Below are 20,702 nucleotides of genomic sequence, written 5' to 3' on the forward strand. Positions count from 1 at the left end.
TCAGAGCACTCCCATCAGCGGACCGCCGGGCAGGGGGACGCCGAGCAGATTGTTGAAGAGTCCGTAGGTGGCGACCGAGAGCACGGCGGCGATGAGCGGGTCCCGGTCGAGGCGCCGGCTGCCGAGCGCGAAGGCCGCGCCCCAGAAGAGCAGCGCGCCCGCGACGGGGAAGCCGAGCGGGTCGATGAGGACGGCGGTGGCGAGGAAGACCCCGGCCAGGAGCAGCACGGTGCGCCAGTCGGCGGGTTCGGCGAGGTCGATGTCCTCGCCGCCCTCGGCCTCGCCGCGGCCGCCGCGCAGTACGTCCACGGCGAGCAGGGCGGCGATGAGCAGGAGGCCGATGCCGATCGCGATCGGGACGGTGCGCGGGCCGACCGGTCCGCGCTGGGAGATGTCGACGTCCATGGTGAGGGCGTCGGTGAGGACAAGCACGCCGAGCGCCAACAGCAGGACGCAGACGCCGAGTTCGGAGTGTTCGCGCAGCCAGGCGCGGCGGCCGGCGGGCTCCGCCGCGGGCTTCCCGGTGGGTTCCTCGGCGGTCCGGTTGTCGTGGGAGGTCACAGGCCGAGCTCCTTCAGTACGGACACCACGCGGCCGTCCTCCTCGGCGAGGAAGTCGCCGAACCTGTCGCCGGTGAGGAAGGCGTCGTCCCAGCGGTTCTTGGCCATCGACTCCTGCCACTCGGGCGAGTCGCGCAGCTTCCTGACCAGGCCGGTGAGCTTGGTGCGCTGGGCGTCGGAGAGGCCCGGGGGCGCGACGATGCCCCGCCAGTTGGTGAAGTGGACGTCGTAGCCGGACTCCTGGAGCGTCGGGGCGTCCAGGCCCTTGACGCGTTCGGGGCCGGTGACGGCGAGCAGCCGCAGTTCGCCGGACTTGATCTGGTCGAGGTACTCGCCGACGCCGGAGACGCCGAAGGCGACCTTGTTGCCGAGGATCGAGGCGAGCAGTTCGCCGCCGCCGTCGTAGGGGATGTAGTTGACGTCCTTGGGTTTGATGTCGGCCGCGCGGGCCGTGAGCATCGTGGCCATGTGGTCGGGCCCGCCCGGGGACGAGCCACCGCCGGCGGGGACCTTGCCGGGCTTCTCCTTCCAGGCCTCGATCAGCTGCTTGATGTCCTTGTACGGGGAGTCCTCGGCGACGACCACGACGTCCGGTTCCTCGGTGAGGCGGGCGATCGGGGTGGTGTCGGCGAGGGTCTTGGGCGAGTGGTTCGAGCGTGCGGCGCCGACCACGCCGAGGCCCATGGACATCGCGAGCTTGCCGTTGCCGTGTTCGCCGACGAGCCGGGTGAGGCCGACGGTGCCGCCGGCGCCGGGCAGGTTGAACACCTCGATGTTGTGGGTGAGTCCGGCGTCCTCGGCGTCCTTGGCCGCGGTGCGGGCCGTGATGTCGTAGCCGCCGCCCGGGGAGTTGGGGACCATCAGGCGCAGGCCGGGGATCTGGGTTCCGGTGTCGGCGCCGCTGCCGCTGGTGATCAGCGGGGGTCCGGCGAGCACGAGTACGGCGGCCCCGAGCAGGGCCGAGGGGGTGCGCAGGCGCACGTGTGCCACCACCTGTGGGTCGGAGGGACGTTGCAGTGGACGAGGTGGGACGGGGAGGGGAGGGGAGGGGAGGGGAGGGGAGGGGACGGGACGGGTGCGGAGGCTTGTGAGGTGGCCCACATGTTGCCTGCGCGTAAACAAGCTGTCCCGCTTCCGCAAGCAACGAACGTTGTGGTCGTTGTGGTCGCATACGGGAGGTGCGGTAGGGGTCCCGTGTGGGCGCCGCCGGGATCCGTCGGCCCCTCCCTGGACCGTACGGACACGGCCTAACCTGACGCGGTGACGAAGGTGCTTGTCGTGGACGACGACTTCATGGTGGCGAAGCTGCACGGCCGCTGCGTCTGTGCACTGGACGGGTTCTCCGTCGTCGGGGTGGCACACAGCGGCGCCGAGGCGCTGCGCGCGGCCGAGCGGCTGCGCCCCGATCTCGTGCTGCTCGACGTGTATCTGCCCGACATGGACGGCATCAGTGTGCTGCGTGAGCTGCGCGCCGCGGAGGAGCGCGACCCGTCCCGCAAGGGCGTCGACGCGCTCCTGATCACCGCGGCCCGCGATGCGGAGGTGATCCGCTCGGCCCTTCGGGCCGGGGTGCTGCACTATCTGATCAAACCGTTCAACCCGACTGCCCTGCAGGAGCAGTTGAGGCATGTGGCGGCGCTGCGGGCCCGGCTCGACGGTCTGGGCGAGGCGCGACAGAAGGACGTCGACCAGATCTTCGGCACCCGTCCCCCGGGTTCCCGTGAGCTGCCGAAGGGGCTGGCTCCGCCGACGGCCGATCTGGTGGAGGGCGTGCTGCGGGAGCACCCGGAGGGCCTGTCGGCGAGCGAGTGCGCGGAGCGGGGCGCGCTCTCGCGGGTCAGCGCACGCCGCTATCTGGAGTTCTTCGCCGACACCGGCCGCGCCGAGGTCACGCTCCGGTACGGGGGCACGGGGCGGCCCGAGCGCCGCTATCGCTGGGTGAGGTGACCTCAGGCCGGCCGCGCGGTGCGGCCGCGCGCCGTGGCGGTCGGCACGGCCCGGACGGCTGGGCCGCACGCGCTTCGGGCAGGCGCTCCGGACATTCCCGGCCCGCTCTTAAACATCACTGAGCCGCTCCTTAACGGGGCCCTAAGGATCGCCCCGCACCCGCTTCAGCGGCCGAATTCGCGCTTCGTGGGGGCTAGTTTGCTGATCGCCGGAAGGGCGTCGAACACCTTCCCGCACCCGCCCCCCGCATCGAACGAACCGCTCGAAGGAGATCCACCATGACCGCTCGCCGCCGCATACTCCCGGCCGTCGCCGCCCTCGGTGTCGCCCCGCTCGCGCTGACCGCCCTCGCGGCCTCGCCCGCCTCGGCGCACGGCTCGATGACGGACCCGGTGAGCCGGGTGTCGGCCTGCTTCCAGGAGGGTCCGGAGTCTCCTCAGTCCGCGGCGTGCAAGGCGGCCGTCGCGGCCAGCGGTGCCCAGGCGTTCTACGACTGGAACGAGGTCAACATCGGGGACGCCGCGGGCAAGCACCGCGAGATCATCCCGGACGGCAAGCTGTGCAGCGCGGGCCGCGACAAGTACCAGGGCCTCGACCTGCCGCGCGCCGACTGGCCCGCGAGCGACCTGTCGGCGGGCAAGCACACCTTCCGCTACAAGGCGACCGCCCCGCACAAGGGCTCCTTCGAGCTGTACATCACCAAGGACGGCTACGACCCCTCGAAGCCGCTGAAGTGGTCCGACCTGGAGTCGGAGCCGTTCGCCGAGGTGAAGGACCCGACCCTGACCGACGGTGACTACGTCTTCGACGGCGACATCCCGAAGAAGTCGGGCCGCCACCTGATCTACAGCATCTGGCAGCGGTCGGACTCGCCCGAGGCGTTCTACACCTGCTCGGACGTGGTGTTCGGCAAGGACAGCGGTGCGGCGGCCAACGCCCCGAAGGCGGCCGCACCGAGCAACGACCAGATCGAGAAGGGCGCCGAGGAGTCGACCGTCGACCACGGCGGGCACGGCGGCGACTCGGCGCACGAGGGCCACAAGGCCGGCGACGACGCCGCGAAGACGGACGGCGCGGGCAACGCGCCGGAGGCCAAGGGCGGCGGCGCCGAGCCGGTGGCCGCCGAGGAGGACCTCGCCGAGACCGGCGGCGACAGCACCACCCCGTACATCGCGATGGGCGGCGCCGCGGTGCTGGCCGCGGGTGCGGCCGTGCTGTTCGGTACGGCCCGTCGCCGCGCCGCCGCGGGTCGCCGGCACGGCTGATCCTGCTGCTCGCACTGCGGGGCGTCCGGCCGTTGCGGCCGGGCGCCCCGCCGTCGTTTCACCACATGGGGCGCGCCGGGCCGCCCCGGGTCAACCCGCCGAGGTCGGCGAGGAGTTGCCGCAGCCGCCGCTCGCCGAGCAGGTCGGCCCAGGGCCGCACCGCGTCCGCGGCGGCCTCCTCGGCCGCCCGGGTGCAGGCCCGGCCGCGTTCGGTGAGGACGACGAGGCGGGCCCGGGCGTCGTCCGGGTGGGGCCGGCGCTCCACGTACCCCTTGCGCACCAGCTCGTCGACGAGCTGGCCGGCGGCCTGTTTGGTGACACCCAGGTGCTCGGCGAGTTCGGTCGCGGTGGCGCCGCCGGGCGCGAGCCGGGTGAAGGCGAAGCCGTGCGCGGGTCTGAGGTCGTCGAATCCGCGGTCCACGACGCCGTCGTGGATGCGCCGGGTCAGCTCGCCGGCCGCGGCGAGCAGGGTGGCGGTCAGGGCCATCGCTTCTTGGTGCTGCACGGATCCATCTTGACACGAAGGTCAAGCAGCTTGACCATATAGACAAGCAAATTGACCATTCCCTCTTGCTGGAGGTCCGCCATGCCCGTCATCCGCGCATCCGACGCCACCGTCCATGAGATCCACGGCGCCCGCTTCGTCTCGTACGCCAACTCCACCAGCGGGGCACGGGAGTTGTGCGCCTGGCGGGGCGAGATCCCCGCGGGCACCCGGGCCTCCGCGCACACCGTGCAGCGCGAGGAGGTCTTCCACCTGCTCGACGGCACCCTGGAGATGACCCTCGACGGCCACACCGAGACCGTGCACGCGGGCGACACGGTGATCGTGCACGCCGGCACCACCCTGCGGGTCGAGAACCACACCGACAGCCCGGCCCACTCCTGGGTCACCACCACCCTCGGCTTCACCGCCCTCCTGGAGGACGGCACCCGACTCGCCCCGCCCTGGGCGAACTGAGCCGCCGGCCGGCGAACCCGGACGTCACAGCGCCGCTGAGCGCGTCATGCCCGGCCCGGAACAGCAGTCACCCTTGTCGCCCGCGGACCGGTGCGCCGATCATCAGCGGTTCAAGGCTCCGGGCCACCAGGTTGACCGCGCCGTCGGCCCGTTCGATGCGGCCGCGGACCAGAAGTCCGGCGTTGTCGACAGCCATCTTCATGTGGATGTCCCAGACCGGCGGAGGCACGATCACATTGGTCATGCCGGTCTCGTCCTCGATGTTGAGGAAACAGGTGCCCTTCGCGGTGGGCGGGCGCTGGCGGTGCGTGACCAGACCGCCGATGGTGACGGGGGTGCCGTCCGGCAGTCGCCGTACGGCGGCCGCGGTCACCACACCGCCCGTCTCCAGGTGGGCGCGCAGATGCTGCACGGGGTGGCTGTCGGGGCTCGAGCCGGTGGTCCACAGATCGGCGAAGGTCTGCTCCACCACGGTCAGGACGGGCAGGTCCGGGGCCGCGGGCGGTGCGGCCACCCCGGGCAGGAAGCCGTCGTCGGCCCCGGCCAGCGCCCCTGCCGCCCACAGCGCTTCGCGCCGGTCCACGCCGAACGCGGCGAGCCCGCCGGCCGTGGCGAGGTTCTCGAGGACCTTCGCCGACAGGCGAGTTCGCCGGGCGAAGTCCTCCAGATCCCGGTACGGCCGTCCGGCGACGATCTCCTCGGCCGCCGCGTCCGGCATCCCCCGCACCCCGCTCAGGCCGAGCCGGATGGCCTGCCCGCCCTCGGAGCCCTCGTCGGCCTCGAGGCCGGAGTGCAGCCCCGAGCGGGTCACATCCACACCACGGACCCGCACACCGCGGCGGCGGGCGTCGCCGATCAGGGTGAGCGGCGAGTAGAAACCCATGGGCTGGTTGGCCAGGACACCGGCGATGAACGCCGCCGGGTGATGCAGCTTCAGCCAGGCCGAGGCGTACACGATGTGCGCGAGCGACTGGGAGTGCGACTCGGGGAAGCCGTAACCCGAGAACGCCTGGATCATCGTGTACAGCTCCTCGGCGGCCCGCTCCGGGATGCCGCGCTCGGCCATCCCGGCGAGCAGCTTCCGGCGCAGCTCCGCGACCCGTTCGGGTGCGTGCTTGGCGGCGAGCGCCTTGCGCAGGGTGTCGGCCTCGCCGGGTCCGAATCCCGCGCAGTCCATCGCGAGAAGCATCATCTGCTCCTGGTAGAGCGGGACTCCGAGGGTACGTTTCAGGGCCCGCTCGGCGAGCGGGTGCGGGTAGGTGACCGGCTCCTTGCCGGCCCGTCGGCGCAGATACGGGTGGACGGATCCGCCCTGGATCGGCCCGGGTCTGATCAGGGACACGGCGACCACGAGGTCATGGAAGGTCCGGGGCCTCAGACGGGGCAGCGTCGACATCTGCGCCCGCGACTCGACCTGGAAGAGACCCACGGTGTCCGCGCGCGAGATCATCTCGAACACGGCGGGGTCGTCGCCCGGTATGGACGCCAAGTCGTAGGTGACACCCTGGTGTTCGGCGATCAGGTCACACGCGGTGTGCAGGGCGGAGAGCATGCCGAGACCGAGCAGGTCGATCTTGACCAGGCCGGCCTGCTCCACGTCCTCCTTGTCACCCTGCAGCACACTGCGGTCCTCGGCCGTGGCCCATTCGACGGGCATCACCTCGCCGATCGGACGGCGGGTCAGCACCATGCCGCCGGAGTGCACGCCGAGGTGGCGGGGCAATCCGGCGATCTCCCCGGCCAGTTCGCGTACGTCGGCGGGTATGTCGCTGTCCTCGCCCGGTGGTTCGTGGTGCTGGATGTGCCGGGTCATCTCGTCGATCCGGCCGATCGGGTACCCGAGCACGCGGGCGGCGTCGCGGACGGCAAGCCGGGGACGGTACGTGATGATGTTGGCGACCTGGGCGGCATGGCTCCGGCCCCAGCGTTCGTAGACGTACTGGATGACCTCTTCGCGGCGGGCGTTCTCGAAGTCGATGTCGATGTCCGGGGTTTCGGTCCGCTCCAGAGACAGGAACCGCTCGAAGAGCAGCTGGTGCTCGATCGGGTCGACGGCGGTGATGCCGAGGACGTGGCAGACGACGGAGTTCGCGGCGGAGCCCCTGCCCTGGCACCAGATGCCGTGGTCCATGGACCAGCGCACGATGTCCCACACGATCAGGAAGTAGCCGGCCATGTCGAGCCGGTCGATGACCCGGAGTTCCTTCTCCAGCTGGATCCAGGCCGTGTGCGCGGCGGCTGTGCGCGGGCCGTAGCGGCGCTCGGCGGCCCGGACGGCGAGCTCGCGCAGATACGACATCTCGGTGTGACCGGGCGGTACGGGAAAGCCGGGCAGCTCGGGCTCGAGTCCGGCGAGGTCGACGGTGCAGAGGCGGCCGAGCTCGAGGGTGGCCTCCCGCACGCCGGGGTAGCGGGCCAGGCGCCGGGCCATGTCGTCCGGGGCGCGCAGATGTGCGGTGGGCGCCGGAGGCAGATGGCCGGCGGCGCGGTCCAGGTCCTCGCGACGGCGCAGCGCGGCCAGTGCCTGGGCGAGTCGGGCGTCGCGCGGGCGGGCGTACTGCACCGCGTTCGAGGCGATGACGGGCAGGCCGAGCCGCTCGGCGGCGGCGTACAGGGCGTCGTTGCGCACGGAATCCGTGGGCAGGGCGTGGTCGATCAGCTCGGCGTGCAGATGATCGGGGCCGAGGAGACCGAGGAGCGTTTCGAGGCGCTGCGCGCCGGTCTCGGGACAGCCGGTGAGGACGGCCAGATGTCCGTCCCGTACTTCATCGGCAAGCCGCGCGGGGTCGTACACCGGCCGCTGCTTGGCACCGGCGAGCTGGGCGGCACTGATGAGCGCGGACAGCTGGGTGAAGCCGGTCAGGTCACGGGCGAGGACGAGTACGGGCCCGTACGGCTCGGGCAGGCTCAATTCCGCTCCGTACACCGCGGAAAGTCCGTGCCGACGGGCGGCGGAGGCCAGTCGGCGCGCGGCGTGGAGCCCGTCCCGGTCGGTCACGGCGAGCACCTCGACCCCGAGGCGCGCCGCCTCCTCCGCGAGCACCTCCGGGTCCGATGCGCCCTGCAGGAACGAGAACGAGGAGTGCACATGCAGCTCGGCCCAGCCGGCCGGAACCGGCTCCGCCGCACGGCCCCGGTCGGGAAGTCGCAGTACCTCACCCATAGTGCGCCTCCGCCCACCACTGGCTCTGTTCCAGTACGAGCAGCCAGGCCGGGCCCTCCTCGGTGACGATCTGCATCCGGACGAGGCGGCGGGCCCGGTCTGCGTGCCACCACTGTTCGAGGGCCGGCCACGGACCCGCCCATCCCTGTACCGCGACGGGCCGGCAGCCCTTGACGATCAGCCGGGCCGGTGGCGCGGACAGGACCAGGCGTGCGGAGACCGCCACCGACTCGCCCCGGGCATCGAGCAGTCGGGCCGGTTCCGGCTGGGCGGGCACCCACGCGGGGTAGGGAGCGGGCAGCCGGCCGGGCCAGGGACCGTCGGGCAGCCCGTTCTCGGGCGGTACGTCGCCGAAGGCCACCCGGACGGCCCGTTCGGCGGGCCCCCGGCCGCCGCCGGTCTCGGCCCGGGTCACGGCATGGTGTCCGAGCATCGCCTGCAGCCGGGCGGCGGCGGCCGCCATCTCCGCGGTCGCCGACCGTCCGCCGAAAAGGAGCTCCTGTCGACCGGTCGCCGCGCTCAGCGCCTCCGGACGCAGCGCGAGCCGGACGATGCCGGCGGCTGCTCCGCCGTCGTCGGCCAGGGCACCGGTCTCCTGCCAGGCGGTGAGCTGCCAGCGCACTCGCTCGGCGACTGCGAGCTCCGAGAGCTTCCCCTCGTGCCGCCACAGCCGGGCCAGCCTCCTTCCGCCGTTGTGCGGGCCGGCGCCGCCGAGTTCGAGAGCGACCTCGATCCGGGCGCACACCGCGCCGGCCGCGGCGAGGCGTTCGTGCAGCCGTCGTGCGAGTTCCTTCGCCGCGAACGCGACCGGCTCGAGCAGGGTCACGGCAGGTTCGAAGGCGTGGGCGACGGTGAGGTCCTGCCCGGGTGTCCGGGTACTCAGGCCGCGTGCCTCCAGGCCGCGGGCGGTGCGCTGGGCAGCCGCACCGTCCGCACCGAAGCGGGCCGTCACCTTGTCACCGGGCAGCGCCGCGAAGGCACCGAGCGTGGACAGCCCCATCCGGGAGAGGAGCACCGCGAGCTCCGGCCGGCCGAGCACGCCCACCGGGTACGGGGCGAGGAATCGCGCTGTCCGCCCCGCGGGGACGAGCCGGCCCTGGCGGGCGGCCAGCGCGGCGGCGAACACGGTGTCCGCGACACCCACCCGTGCCGTGAAACCGACAGCCGAGATCGCCTCGGTGATCCGGTCGGCGAGGGCCTGCTCGCCGCCGAAGTAGCGGGCGGGACCGCGCGCGGGCAGGACGAGAAGGCCGGGGCGGATCACCTCCCAGCGGGGGGCCGCGTGCTGCTCCAGGTACTGCAGAACCGGTTCGAAGCAGCGGGTCTCGCCCGCCACGTCCCGTTCGAGCAGCTCCAGCTCGGGTGCCCGGCCGGCCGCCTGCCGCAGTCGCATCCCGCGGCGTACTCCGAGGGCCCGGGCGGCGGCCGAGCAGGCGACGACCTTCCCGCCCGCGACGACGGCGGTCGCCCGCGCCCCATCGGGGTTGCTGCCGTCGGCGACGATGGGCCAGTCGGGCAACCAGGCACAGAGGACCCGTTCGACGGTACTCATCCGACGACGCGCAGGCCGCGGGGCGCCTCGGACGGCGCGGCGGGGGACGCGTCATCCGGGGTGTCCACGGCGTCGGAGGTGTCCTCGAAGGGGCAGGCCCGCCCGTCCGGACCGGGCAGCCACAGTTGTACGGTGCGCGGCGCCCCGCCCGCCGCTCCCCGCCCGGTGGCCGCGACCTGTACACGCCTGGCCCGCAGCAGCCCGTGCCCGGCGCCGACGCCCTCCCAGCGGGACGCGGTCACCGCCATCCGCAGCTCGGCGCCCTCCCAGGCTCCGGTGGTGAGCAGCACTGCTCCGGTACGGCGAAGCACGGCCGAGAGCCGCCGGGCCTGCCGGCCGAGAGCCGGGCCGAGCGGTCCGAGCAGCAGCACCGGCACGGACTCCGCGAGCGTGGCGACGACATCGGGCCAGCGCCGGCCGGGGCGGTCCACCCATAGCCCGGTGCCGACGTTCAGGCCCATCGACTCGGCAGCCAGCACGCCCAGCTGAGGCAGCCCGACGACCGCCCAGGCGCCCGCCTCGGTGGCGGCCGGTGCCGCCAGGGCAAGCAGCAGCGGCAGGTCCTGCCCCACGCTCACGGCCGAACCGGGGCGCAGTCGGCCGCCGGGCAGCAGGGACTCGAGCTCGGAGGCCACCGGAAGCCCGGTGCCGATTCGCGCATCGTCCCTGCTGAGGACCGGTACTGCTGACGCCATGATCTGAGCATCGGACAACAGTTCGAATATCGCAAGACGACTCACTGGTACCTCTGGGCACCCCATCCGCCCCACGGACCCGGCACGGGCCCAACCTCCTTTCCCTGCAAGGAGATCGCGCCCTCCACACGCGCCCTGGGTGAATTTCCTCACCGGGATCCGGGACCCGGGGCCGATCCGGGATCCAGGGTTGTCGTGTGCGACCCGGCCACCCATTCGCCCCCGCCCTGCTGCGGGCCCCCGTCGTACGGTCGACTGTGGGGGCATGACGCAGCAGCCTCCGTCCTCCGGTGCCCCGCCGAGTCTTCTCTCCGAGGTGAGGAGCGCCGTCACCCCGCGGGCGGCGATGCTGGTGATCGGCGTGCTCGCGCTCCAGCTCCTGTTCATCGCCTCGTACGTGGGGGCCTTGCATCATCCGAAGCCCACGGACGTGCCGTTCGGGGTGGCCGCGCCCACGGCACGGGCCGCCGAGCAGACCGTGGCGCGGCTCGGGAAGCTGCCGGGCAAGCCGCTGGACGCACGCACGGTGGCCAACGAGGCCGAGGCGCGCAGGCAGATCCAGAACCGGGAGATCGACGGCGCGCTGGTCGTCGACCCGCGGTCCCCCACCGACACCCTGCTGGTCGCGTCCGGCGGCGGCAAGGCGCTGTCCACGGCGCTCGAGACGCTGACCGGGCAGCTCGAAGGGGCCGAGCAGCGGACGGCGCGCACCGTCGACGTGGCGGCCGCGTCGGCCAAGGACTTCAACGGCCTGTCGTCGTTCTATCTGGTGGTCGGCTGGTGCGTGGGCGGGTATCTGTGCGCCTCGATCCTGGCGATCAGTACGGGGGCGCGGCCGGCGAATCCGAAGCGCGCGGTGATCCGGCTCGGCACCATGGCGCTCGTCTCCGCGGTCGGCGGGCTCGGCGGTGCGCTCATCATCGGGCCGGTGCTCGGGGCACTGCCCGGCAGCGTGGCCGCCCTGTGGGGCCTCGGCACCCTGGTCACCTTCTCGGTGGGCGCGGCCACCCTCGCGCTGCAGGGCCTCTTCGGGATCGTCGGGATCGGTCTGGCGATCCTGCTCATCGTGGTCGCGGGCAATCCAAGTGCGGGCGGCGCCTTCCCGCTGCCGATGCTGCCACCGTTCTGGGAAGCGATCGGCCCCGCACTGCCGCCGGGCGCGGGCACCTGGGTGGCGCGCTCGATCGCCTACTTCCAGGGCAACGCGGTCACCGGGCCGCTGCTCGTGCTCTCCGCCTGGGCCGTGGCGGGCGTACTGCTCACCCTGCTCTGCGCCGTCCTGCGGCAGCGCGGCACGGAGCGTCCCACCGACCCCACGCGCGCATTGCCGGAGACCGGATGAGCCTGCTCAATCGGGCCGGGCCCGCTGCCCAGGCCGTATCGGTCAAGCGGATGGAGCCGTCCGCGCAGGCCCAGCTCGGGCCGCTCGGGCTGACCGGGTTCATCGTCGTCACCACGATCGCCACCGGGATCGACGCCGGGGTGCTTCCGGAGAAGCTCGCGCACTCCGTACTGCCGGTGGTCGGCTTCTTCATCGGCGGTCTGGCCCAGCTGCTCGCGGGGCTCTTCCAGGCACAGCGCGGCGACACCTGGCACGCCACGGTCTTCTGCGGATTCGGCTTCTTCTGGATGGCGAAGGCCGTGCTGCTGCAGTGGGTGCTGCCGGGCCTCGACGCCTCGACCGGCGGGGACGTGCTGGGGCTGTTCACCCTGCCCTGGGTGTTCGTGGTCTTCGTGCTGTGGCTGGCGGCCTGGCGGATCCATCTGGCGCTGCTGATCACCTTCAGCTGCGTGCTCGTGGTGTTCGTGGCGATGACCTGCAACGGCTTCACCGGCGAGGTGATCTGGAACCGGGTGGCCGGCTGGGCAGGTCTGGCCGCATCGGCCGGTGCGCTCTATCTGCTCGCGGGCCAGGTCCTGGCCTCCACCTGGGGGCGGCCGGTGCTTGCGATGGGCAGGTTCCTCGCGCCCGCGCTGCCCCAGGAACATCCGGAGACATGAGACGCCTGCGGGGGTGCCCATGACGAGCGTGCCCGGTCCGCGCGGAGCGGACCGGGCACGTCGTCGGTGTGGAGCGAGCGGAATCAGCCGATCTCGGCGCCGAGTACGTCGAGCGCCTCGGTCACCGGCTGGAAGAAGGTCTCGCCGCCGGAGGTGCAGTCACCGCTGCCGCCGGAGGTGAGGCCGACCGCCGCGTCGTCCGCGAAGAGCGAGCCGCCGCTGTCGCCGGGCTCGGCGCAGACGGTGGTCTGGATCAGGCCGTTGACGATGTCGCCGTTGCCGTAGTTCACGGTGGCGTCGAGCGCGGTGACCTCGCCGTCCGTGACCTGGGTGGTGGAGCCGCTGCGCTGCACCGCCATGCCCACGGTCGCCTCGGCGGCCTGGGTGATCGGCTGCGTCGAGCCGTTGTAGAGGTTGACCTCGCTCGGCGCGTCGGCGCTTTCGTCGTCGTACTTGACGATGGAGAAGTCGTTGTCCGGGAACTGCGAGTCCTCCATGGTGCCGAGCGGGTTGCCGTCGGCGTCCTCCCAGGTGCTTCCCGCCTCGCCGCAGTGGCCCGCGGTGAGGAAGGCCGGAGCGCCGTCCTTGACCACGTTGAAGCCGAGCGAGCAGCGGCCGCCACCGCTGAGGATCGCGTCACCGCCGGCGATGAACTTCTTGAACTCGCCCTTGGTCTGCTTGAGTTCGGCCTTGCCGCCGAGTCCTTCGACGACCTTGCTGAGCTTCGCCCAGTCGGCGCCCTTGACCGTGCGGTCCGCCGTCACCACGACCTGGTTGGTGGTCGGGTCGGTGGCCCACGAGGTGCCGGGGATGGTCGCCTTGTCGGTGAGGGTGCTGCGCGCCGCCTTGAGGTCGGCGAGGGAGTGGTCGACCACTCTGGCCTTGGCGCCGGACTCCTCGACGGCCTTCGCGGCGTCGCTGTCGAGCACATTGACGACCAGGGACTTGGCCTTGGCGTCGTAGTACGTGCCGGCCGCGTCGCTGCCGAGGTCCTTGCCGAGTGTGGAAGCGAGCTTTCCTGCCGCCGTCGCCGAGAGGGTCTTCAGCTCGGGGGTGGCCGGTGCGTCCTCGCTGGCGTTCGCAGTCTGGAACGTCACGCCGGCCGCCACCAGTGCGGCAACTCCCGCACCTGCCACGGCCATCCGTCGCTTGGGTATGCGTCGGTGCTTCAACTCACGTCCTCCTGTGGGGGGTCGGGCCGGACGGGGCCGGAGGGCCGCGGCCGGTCCGGAGGCGTACCGGCATGAGACGGATTGCCGGACATGTCAGGGGAAATGCCCCGCAGTTGCGTCCATGCCAATTGGGTGGCAGCCACTATTCCCATGCCAACCCGTCGCACACAAGGTCGACTTCAGGACGCGCACGCGACGACCACGGCGCGCCCTCCGGTCGTTCACATGCCCCGGTCGGAGCACGTCGATTCCCGCTGCAAACACCCGCTGCCAACACCGATGGGCCCTGGGTGAGGACTAGTCCTGTCCGGATTCCTTCGTTCCGGAGCTGGAATCGGCCACTTGGCGATCGCCGGCACCGGCGGGTCAGCGGGTCAGCTTGAGGCTGTTGACGAAGAACCGCTGGGCGCAGAAGAAGAGGACGACGGTCGGCAGCGACACGAGGATCGCGCCACCGAGGACCACCGGCGGGCCCACCGAGGTGTAGACGCCCTGGAGTTCGGCGAGCGCGGCCATCACGGGCCGGATGTTGCGGCTGGCGCTCAGCGTGATGCCGAACAGCATGTCGTTCCACACGGCGACGAACTGGAAGACGAAGGCGGCCACCATCGCGGACTTCGAGAGCGGCACATGGATCTGCCAGAACAGCCGCCACCACGAGGCCCCGTCGATGCGCGCGGCCTCGATCACCTCACGCGGCAGCGTCATGGCGTAGTTGCGCATGATGAAGAAGGCGAACGGGACGGCGATCGCCGCGTACACCAGGACGAGGCCGAGCTGCATGTCGTAGAGATCGAGGTTCGCGTACGACAGGAACAGCGGGCGCAGGAACACCTGGAGGGGCAGCAGCGCACCGGAATAGATCAGCCAGAACCACAGCGTGCGGCGGCGCACCGGCATGACGACCGCGGCGAAGGCGGCCATCACGGCGAGCAGGATGGCGAGCAGGGAGCTGGTCACGGCGTACAGCAGGCTGTTGCCCATGGCCGGTCCGAGACGTGCCCGGTCCCAGGCCTGCGCCATGTTGTCGAACAGCCCGAATCCCTGGGGCCACCAGTGCGGGCTGCCGCTGTAATCGCCCGCGGGGACCGAGGCGTTGACGAGGACGAGCCAGGTCGGTACGGCCCACAGGAGGGCGAGCAGGATCAGTGTGGTGTTGCGCAGGATGCGGCCGCTGCCGCGTGTCCTCTGCATGGTCAGTCTCCCTTGGCGTCGAGCTGGCGTCGCAGGTAGAGCCAGGACGCCGCGAGAACGATCAGCGTGAGGACCACCGCGATGGCGGCGCCGGCTCCTTCGTGCTGCAGCAGGAAGGTCTCCTGGTACATGGAGACGGCGAGGGTCTCCGTCGACCGGCCGGGCCCGCCGCGGGTGAGCACCCAGATCAGGTCGAAGGACTTGAGGCCGTTCGCCAGGCTCATGCCGATCACGATGATGGAGACCGGGCGGAGTTGGGGCAGGACGACATGGCGGAACCGCTGCCAGGGGCTCGCCCCGTCCAGGGACGCCGCCTCGAGGGTCTCGGGCGCGATGCCCTGGAGCCCGACGAGGAAGAGGATGACCGCCACACCGGTCGCCTGCCAGGTGTTGGCCAGGATCAGCACCACCGTGTTGCCCGGCCATTCCAGCAGCCAGCCCTGCGAAGGGGGATCGAACCCGAGGGCGGCCACGAGCTGGTTGAGCGCTCCGTCGGACGACAGCACGAAGTTCCATACGACGGCGACGGCGGCACCGGACAGGGCGTACGGCGCCACGACGCACAGCCGGGCGAAGCGCGACCAGCGGGTCGCGTCGGTCATACAGGCGATGGCGAGGCCGAGGGCGCAGGGCAGGATCACCGTGCCGGCCACCCACATCAGGGTGTTCTCGACCGAGCGGACCAGGTTCTCGTTGGTGAAGAAGAGCGTGTAGTTGTCCAGGCCGGCGAAGCCGGGGTTGCGGTGGTCGTCGGAGAAGCTGCGCCAGAGGGTGGCGGCGAACGGCGCGAGGAGCAGCGCACCGACGAGGAGTACGGCCGGGGCGAGGAAGCCGCCGGAGGCGAGCCGGTCGCGCAGTGCGGCCCTGCGCGCCGCGACGTCCCGTGGGGCCGACGGCCGGGCACGTGACTCGGTCGGAGTGGGGCCGTCCGGTTCCTGCCGGCCGGCGCCGGAGGCGGGCCGGGTGGTGGAGGTGCTCATGATTCGTCCCGCTTCCACGCCGCCCACTCGTCGGTGGCCCGCTCGTCCATGCTGCGCAGGGTGTCGGCGGGTGAGCTCTGCTGTGTCATGAAGGCCGCGATGTCCTGGGTGTTGCCCTGTACGAGATTGGGCGGGCTGGCCTCGCCGTACCGGATCAGACGGGTCACGCGCTCCCGGGCGACGGTCTCCTTGACCTCGGCGACCACGGGGTTGCCGGCCCGGACGACCGGGTTGGCGGAGCCGTCGCCGAGGAAGTCCGTCCACACCCGCTGCACGGACGGTGCGAGCCAGTTGCCCGCACTGGCCATCCCGGCCTCGTGCCGGGTGGCGCTGCGCGGGACGGCGAGCACGGCGCTCTCGGTGATCACCGACTTCTCGGCGCCTTTCGTGACGGTCGGCATCAGGAACGCGTCGTAGTCCTTGCCGGGGCGCATGCCGACCTCGGTGAAGCCCTGTGCCGCCCAAGTCCCGTGCAGGAACATGCCGATGCGGCCCGCCTTGAGTCCGGCGGCCCCGTTGCTCTGGTCGTAGTCGGGCGGGGTCATCCAGCCCTTGCGCATGAAGTCCTGCCAGATGTCGAGGGCCTGGCGGGGTACGTCGTCGGTGTACCGGGCCCGGCCGGCCATCAGTGCGCGGTAGAAGTCGGGGTCGATCTTGCTGATCAGCTCCTGGAACCATTCGTAGGCGGGCCAGTTGCCGAACTGGGTGGCCACGAACGGGACGACGCCCGCACGCTTGAGCACGGCGGCACAGTGCTTCAACTCGTCCCAGGTGGCGGGCGGGCGGAGCCCGAGCCGGGCGAAGAGGCGCTTGTTGTAGAAGACGACGTAATGGGATTCGTAGAGCGGTACGCCGTAGACCTTGCCGCGGTACGCCATGGAGGCGCGCTGGCTGCCGCGGACCCAGCCCTTCTTCTCGTAGCGGTCCCACAGCCGCGACAGATCGCTCAACTCGCCGCCGCGGGCGAGGGACTTGAGCTCGTAGCCCGCACCCCACTTGATCAGGTCACAGGCGCGGGAGGTCTGCAGCGTCATCTGCGTGACCTGTTTGTACGAGATGGCCTCGGGGTTGGACAGCGGGCGGAGGCGGTAGCCGGTCAAGGGTTTGAGCGCGTCGCCGGCCTTGCGATAGCCGTCGTCCCAGCTGCCGTTGTCGGTGCTGATGCTGACCGCGCCCGGTACGGCGGCCGTGCTGTCGCCCCGGGCACAGCCGGTGACGGCGAGGCCCGCGGCCCCTGCGCCGGCCGCGAGGAGGAGACGGCGGCGGTCGAACCCGGGGGGAGACCCCGTGCGCGCGGTGTCGAACGATCTCATGGCCGCCCTTTCGCCGGAGTGTGGCGGATCGGAGTTCGGAGTGCGGAGTTCGAAGTACGGGGTTCGGAGGTATGTCCTGCCGGGGCCCTGGACGTTAACGACAACAACACCGCCTCACAAGAGTGTTACGTCAGATCCGCACGGCGAATCCGCAAAGTTGCAGCTCAGTCACCCTCAGAGTTCGAGTGATCGAGGGGTAGCCAAGCAGAGCTTGATTGATATCGTTAACACTCCGCTTCCGAACCGGCCATCAGCCGTCGGTCATCTCGCCGCGCGCCCGTCCGGGCAGGCCCGGACAGCAGGAGGTATCCAGCCATGACGTCCGACCGTCTCCTCTGGGAGGCGACCCCCGCGCCCCGCTCCGAGCCCTGGCCGCTGGTCGACGGCATCCCGACCCTCGCCGTGGACACCGGGCGCCCGGGCACTTCCTGGCCGGCCGTGCACCCGGGCATCCACGACGCGGACGGCGGCCATCGCGCGCACCGGATCGTGGCCGCCTTCCACGTCGATTCCGCCGCCGACGCCGTACTCCACCTGGAATACGCGGCGGAGCGCGGGCCCTGCCCCGACCTGGAGATCTCCCTGGACGGCCGGCACCACTGCGTCCACCACCTCGGCGTGCGGCGCGAGGACCGCAGCAGGACGGGCGATCCGGGCCCGGTGTCCGGTCACGGCACGCTCCGGGTGGAGCTGCCCGCGCGCTGGCTCACGCCCGGCGACCACGAACTGACCGTCACCACGGTCCTGGACGAGGCGGCCGCCACGGGCGTGGACGGCCCGGACACCGCGGAGGCCGAGGAAGCCGCAGGAATCGCCGGGATCGCGCACCGCCCCGGCGAGAAGCTCCCGCTCCCCCGCACCCAGTACGGCAAGTGGTTCGGCTCCTATCTGCGCTGGACGGCGGTACGCCTCGAGCGGGCCGGCGCCCCGCTGCGCCGCACCCCCACGTACGCACTGCGCACCACTCCCCTGCACCTGCACGGCGATCCGGACCCGGTCCCGCTGGTCGAACTGACGGTGGACCTGCCGCCGGACGCGGCCCCGCCCGGCCGACTCACTCTGGAGTACCCGTCGGGCAGCATCGCGGTCCCGGACGCCCCCGCCGGACGGGACTTCGGCATGGTCCGCCGCCGGCTGCCCGCCCCCGGCTTCACCGGCCGCGGCGACTTCACGGTGTACGCGGACGGGGTGGAGGTGCACCGCGAGAGCCTGACCCCGGCCCGCCGCTGGACCCTGCACCTCGTCCCGCACGTCCACCTCGACCTCGGCTTCACCGACACCCAGGCCAAGTCCGTCGAGCTGCACTGCCGCAACATCGACAAGGCCCTGGACCGCTTCGAGGCCGACCCCGCCTTCCGCTTCAGCGTCGACGGGGCGTACGTCGTCCAGGAGTATCTGCGGACCCGGTCGCCGCAGCGCTGCGACCGACTGCATGCGGCGATCGCCGACGGCCTGATCGGCGTCAACACCTTCCACAGCAACCTGCTGACCGGCATCACCCATCTCGAAGAGCTGCGCCGCGCCCTGGACTTCGGCCTGACTCTTCCGGCCGGTCCCGGGGCCGTACCGCGCTATGCCAACATCACCGACGTGCCGACCTGGACCGGCGTACTGCCCTCCGTACTGCGCACGGCGGGTGTCGAGGCGTTCGTGGGGATGTCCAACCATCACCGGGCGGCCACCGACGACAGCGACGAGGTCCATCTGGCCTCCCCCGTACGGTGGCAGGCGCCCGACGGCAGCGAGGTGCTGGCCCATTTCGCCGACCACTACTCGCAGTTGCGGTTCATCGCGGCCGACCCGCAGTCGGTGGCCGGGGCGGTGAACGGCCTCGAACGCTATGTGGCGCGCTACGAACGGCCGGACTATCTGCCCTCCGACCTCGCCCTGATCGGCACGCATGCGGACAACGAGGATCTCGCCGATGGCGACACCGGATTCGCCGAACGCTGGAACGCCGTCTTCGCGTACCCCCGCGTCCAGGTCTCCACCTTCGGCGACTACCTGGGCGCGGTCGAGCCGCTGCGCGACCGACTCCCGGTGCACCGGGCGGAGGGCGGCAGCTTCTGGGAGGACGGCCCCGCCTCCTCCGCCACGGATGCCGCCGCGTACCGGCAGGCGCAGGTGCTGCTGCCCGTCGCCGAGCAACTCGCGGCCTCCGTCCAGCTCCTCGACGACCGCTTCCGCCCGCACCGGGACGCGCTCGACCGCGCCTGGGACGGACTGATCATCGGCGGCGAGCACACCTGGAACTGGGCCCGCGCCACCGCGCACCCGCACGCGCCGCAGATCGCCGACCAACTGCACTGGAAGCGCCGGGCCATCGACGACGCCGCCCGGATCTCCCTCGACGAGAGCCGTCGCGCACTCGCCCAACTCGCCGAGTCACTGGGCGTGGACGGTCCCTGCGTCCTGGCCCACAACCCGCATCCCTGGCCCGCGACGCTCACCGCGGAGCTCGAGCTGCCCGAGGGCAGTGTGCCGCTGGACGCCGAGGGCCGGCCCGTACCCTTCGAGGTCCTGAGCGACTGCGCGGGGATGCTGCGGGTACGGCTGCTGCTCGACGAGCTGCCCGCATTCGGCTACCGGTGCCTGCCGTTGAGCACCGGCGCAGGGACCGTACCCGCGGGCGAAGAGCCCGCCGGGGAGTCCGCAGGTGAGCCGGCGGACGAGCGTGCGCCCGTGTTCGCCGTCGGGGAGCGCGTGACCAGCGAAGTCTGGGAGCTGGGCCTGCGCGGATCGGACGGCCTGCCCGAAAGCCTGCTCCACCGCCCGTCCGGGCTGGAACTCCTGGACGCCGACGCTCCGTTCGCCCTCGGAGAGCTGGTACGCCTCACGGCCGCCGGGGCGGCGGACAGTGCGCCGCACGACCGCACGATGATCGGCCAGCTGGACTCCCGCCTCCACCCGGGCGAGCCCACGGACCTCGTGACGGACTCGCCGTCGATGCGGCTGCTCGGCGCCCGCCCGACACCCGACGGCGTCCGGCTGCGCTGGGAGGGCTCCGGCGCGGGCGCCACCGGCGTCACCCTGGAACTGCTGCTCCGGGACACCACCGAGACCTGCGAACTCACCGTCGAGCTGACCAAACTCCCCGTCCTCGACATGGAGTCGACCTCCGTCGCCTTCCCCTTCCTGGTCCCCGACCCCACCGTCCGCTACGACCGGCAGCTCGGCTGGGTCGCACCGGCCACCGACCACGGCCCCGGCTCGTCCAACGAGTGGCTGTCGGCGACCTCGGCCGTCACCGTCACCGCCCCCGACGGGCCCGGCGTCGTCTGGTCGGCCCCGGACAGCCCGCTGTTCTCCTCCTCCGACCTGGTCCGCGGCACCTGGCCGACGCGCTTCACCGAGGCGAACGGGCATCTGTACGCCTACGTCATGAACAACTTCTGGCCGTGCAACACGCCCCCCGCCCAGCCGGGTCCGGTGCGCTTCCGCTATGTCTTCGCGCCGCTCGCGAGGCACATCCCTGAGGCCGCCTCCCGGTTCGGCGCCGAGGCCCGGCTCGGTGCACTGGCCCAGGAGACGACCCTCCTCGACCGCTTCCCCGAGGGCCGCTCCCCGCGCTTCGCCGAGGGCACGCTTCTGGACGGCCTCGGCTCCCTGCCCGACTGCCGGGTCGGCCTGTCCGCCGCGGGCGAGGGCCGGTTCACCCTGCGACTCGCCAACCTCCGTGCGGACGAGAACGCGGTCGTGCTCCGACTCCCGTACGGCTACCGCCCGTCGGATCCCGGCGCACCCCGGCCCGAGGACGACGGAACCCTGCGCGTACGGCTCCCCCGGTACGGGGTGGTGGAGCTGCAGCTCACCCGCCTCTGACGGACGCACGCGCGCCGATCGTCAAGTGCGAGCCCTCTCCCGGAAGTTCGGGATCCGGCAGAGGGCTCGCCTTTCGG

The 20,702-nt window shown here is 72.0% G+C and carries 16 protein-coding genes; 6 read left to right on the forward strand and 10 right to left on the reverse strand.

Annotation, left to right across the window (positions count from 1 at the left end; translation table 11 throughout):
- Both DY218_RS07990 and DY218_RS07995 read right to left on the reverse strand, forming a co-directional pair.
- The gene (locus DY218_RS07990) at positions 1–561 is read right to left on the reverse strand and encodes a tripartite tricarboxylate transporter TctB family protein (protein WP_128555202.1); all 561 of its coding nucleotides are present in this window, start codon (positions 559–561) and stop codon (positions 1–3) included.
- On the reverse strand, positions 558–1,541 hold the full coding sequence (locus tag DY218_RS07995) for a Bug family tripartite tricarboxylate transporter substrate binding protein (protein WP_199566664.1): 984 nt from the start codon (positions 1,539–1,541) through the stop codon (positions 558–560). Before DY218_RS07995 ends, DY218_RS07990 begins: the two co-directional genes overlap by 4 nt.
- Before the next feature lie 279 nt (positions 1,542–1,820).
- On the opposite strand from DY218_RS07995, the gene DY218_RS08000 reads away from it, so the two are divergent.
- Together DY218_RS08000 and DY218_RS08005 are read left to right on the forward strand one after the other, a co-directional pair.
- Positions 1,821–2,507 (forward strand): response regulator, encoded by a 687-nt coding sequence (locus DY218_RS08000; protein ID WP_199566662.1) that lies wholly within the window; start codon positions 1,821–1,823, stop codon positions 2,505–2,507.
- A gap of 278 nt (positions 2,508–2,785) precedes the next feature.
- Entirely contained in the window at positions 2,786–3,772 is a 987-nt protein-coding gene (locus tag DY218_RS08005) for a lytic polysaccharide monooxygenase auxiliary activity family 9 protein (RefSeq protein WP_128555204.1), read from the forward strand.
- 58 nt (positions 3,773–3,830) lie between these two features.
- Here DY218_RS08005 and DY218_RS08010 read toward each other — a convergent pair whose 3' ends face one another.
- Positions 3,831–4,277 carry a MarR family winged helix-turn-helix transcriptional regulator gene (locus tag DY218_RS08010; protein WP_128555205.1) on the reverse strand — a complete coding sequence of 149 codons (447 nt, stop codon included), beginning with the start codon at positions 4,275–4,277 and terminating at the stop codon, positions 3,831–3,833.
- Positions 4,278–4,358: 81 nt separating this feature from the next.
- On the opposite strand from DY218_RS08010, the gene DY218_RS08015 reads away from it, so the two are divergent.
- Positions 4,359–4,733 (forward strand): cupin domain-containing protein, encoded by a 375-nt coding sequence (locus DY218_RS08015; protein WP_128555206.1) that lies wholly within the window; start codon positions 4,359–4,361, stop codon positions 4,731–4,733.
- 67 nt (positions 4,734–4,800) lie between these two features.
- Here the strand turns inward: DY218_RS08015 and DY218_RS08020 are convergent, their stop codons facing one another.
- From DY218_RS08020 to DY218_RS08030, 3 genes are read right to left on the reverse strand one after another with little or no spacing between them, the layout of a single operon-like run.
- Positions 4,801–7,896 carry an error-prone DNA polymerase gene (locus DY218_RS08020; protein WP_128555207.1) on the reverse strand — a complete coding sequence of 1,032 codons (3,096 nt, stop codon included), beginning with the start codon at positions 7,894–7,896 and terminating at the stop codon, positions 4,801–4,803.
- The gene (locus DY218_RS08025) at positions 7,889–9,448 is read right to left on the reverse strand and encodes a DNA polymerase Y family protein (RefSeq protein ID WP_128555208.1); all 1,560 of its coding nucleotides are present in this window, start codon (positions 9,446–9,448) and stop codon (positions 7,889–7,891) included. Before DY218_RS08025 ends, DY218_RS08020 begins: the two co-directional genes overlap by 8 nt.
- Complete coding sequence (locus DY218_RS08030) at positions 9,445–10,143, reverse strand: hypothetical protein (protein ID WP_199566663.1); 699 nt, start codon at positions 10,141–10,143, stop codon at positions 9,445–9,447. Before DY218_RS08030 ends, DY218_RS08025 begins: the two co-directional genes overlap by 4 nt.
- A 265-nt stretch (positions 10,144–10,408) precedes the next feature.
- On the opposite strand from DY218_RS08030, the gene DY218_RS08035 reads away from it, so the two are divergent.
- Together DY218_RS08035 and DY218_RS08040 are read left to right on the forward strand one after the other, a co-directional pair.
- A complete protein-coding gene (locus DY218_RS08035) occupies positions 10,409–11,485 on the forward strand; it encodes an ABC transporter permease (protein WP_128555209.1) in 1,077 nt (358 codons plus the stop codon).
- Complete coding sequence (locus tag DY218_RS08040) at positions 11,482–12,144, forward strand: acetate uptake transporter (RefSeq protein ID WP_128555210.1); 663 nt, start codon at positions 11,482–11,484, stop codon at positions 12,142–12,144. The genes DY218_RS08035 and DY218_RS08040 overlap by 4 nt, the downstream gene beginning before the upstream one ends.
- Positions 12,145–12,227: 83 nt before the next feature.
- Here the strand turns inward: DY218_RS08040 and DY218_RS08045 are convergent, their stop codons facing one another.
- From DY218_RS08045 to DY218_RS08060, 4 genes are all read right to left on the reverse strand, one after another.
- Complete coding sequence (locus DY218_RS08045; RefSeq protein WP_128555211.1) at positions 12,228–13,316, reverse strand: S1 family peptidase; 1,089 nt, start codon at positions 13,314–13,316, stop codon at positions 12,228–12,230.
- Between the two features lie 366 nt (positions 13,317–13,682).
- Entirely contained in the window at positions 13,683–14,510 is an 828-nt protein-coding gene (locus tag DY218_RS08050) for a carbohydrate ABC transporter permease (RefSeq protein WP_128555212.1), read from the reverse strand.
- Between the two features lie 2 nt (positions 14,511–14,512).
- Positions 14,513–15,490 carry a carbohydrate ABC transporter permease gene (locus tag DY218_RS08055; protein WP_128555213.1) on the reverse strand — a complete coding sequence of 326 codons (978 nt, stop codon included), beginning with the start codon at positions 15,488–15,490 and terminating at the stop codon, positions 14,513–14,515.
- Positions 15,487–16,803 carry an ABC transporter substrate-binding protein gene (locus tag DY218_RS08060; RefSeq protein WP_128555214.1) on the reverse strand — a complete coding sequence of 439 codons (1,317 nt, stop codon included), beginning with the start codon at positions 16,801–16,803 and terminating at the stop codon, positions 15,487–15,489. The genes DY218_RS08055 and DY218_RS08060 overlap by 4 nt, the downstream gene beginning before the upstream one ends.
- Positions 16,804–17,118: 315 nt before the next feature.
- On the opposite strand from DY218_RS08060, the gene DY218_RS08065 reads away from it, so the two are divergent.
- Positions 17,119–20,625 carry a glycoside hydrolase family 38 N-terminal domain-containing protein gene (locus DY218_RS08065; RefSeq protein WP_128555215.1) on the forward strand — a complete coding sequence of 1,169 codons (3,507 nt, stop codon included), beginning with the start codon at positions 17,119–17,121 and terminating at the stop codon, positions 20,623–20,625.
- Positions 20,626–20,702: the final 77 nt, after the last annotated feature.

This window comes from Streptomyces triticagri (genome assembly GCF_003429565.1).
GTDB classification, from domain to species: Bacteria; Actinomycetota; Actinomycetes; order Streptomycetales; family Streptomycetaceae; genus Streptomyces; species Streptomyces triticagri.

Excerpts from the sequence above, each read along its gene's own strand:
- DY218_RS08060 (WP_128555214.1), bottom strand. The coding sequence starts at position 16,803 with ATGAGATCGTTCGACACCGCGCGCACGGGGTCTCCCCCCGGGTTCGAC.
- DY218_RS08035 (WP_128555209.1), top strand. The coding sequence starts at position 10,409 with ATGACGCAGCAGCCTCCGTCCTCCGGTGCCCCGCCGAGTCTTCTCTCC.
- DY218_RS08030 (WP_199566663.1), bottom strand. The coding sequence starts at position 10,143 with ATGGCGTCAGCAGTACCGGTCCTCAGCAGGGACGATGCGCGAATCGGC.
- DY218_RS08005 (WP_128555204.1), top strand. The coding sequence starts at position 2,786 with ATGACCGCTCGCCGCCGCATACTCCCGGCCGTCGCCGCCCTCGGTGTC.
- DY218_RS08020 (WP_128555207.1), bottom strand. The coding sequence starts at position 7,896 with ATGGGTGAGGTACTGCGACTTCCCGACCGGGGCCGTGCGGCGGAGCCG.
- DY218_RS08040 (WP_128555210.1), top strand. The coding sequence starts at position 11,482 with ATGAGCCTGCTCAATCGGGCCGGGCCCGCTGCCCAGGCCGTATCGGTC.
- DY218_RS08025 (WP_128555208.1), bottom strand. The coding sequence starts at position 9,448 with ATGAGTACCGTCGAACGGGTCCTCTGTGCCTGGTTGCCCGACTGGCCC.
- DY218_RS08065 (WP_128555215.1), top strand. The coding sequence starts at position 17,119 with ATGACGTCCGACCGTCTCCTCTGGGAGGCGACCCCCGCGCCCCGCTCC.
- DY218_RS08055 (WP_128555213.1), bottom strand. The coding sequence starts at position 15,490 with ATGAGCACCTCCACCACCCGGCCCGCCTCCGGCGCCGGCCGGCAGGAA.
- DY218_RS08015 (WP_128555206.1), top strand. The coding sequence starts at position 4,359 with ATGCCCGTCATCCGCGCATCCGACGCCACCGTCCATGAGATCCACGGC.
- DY218_RS08050 (WP_128555212.1), bottom strand. The coding sequence starts at position 14,510 with ATGCAGAGGACACGCGGCAGCGGCCGCATCCTGCGCAACACCACACTG.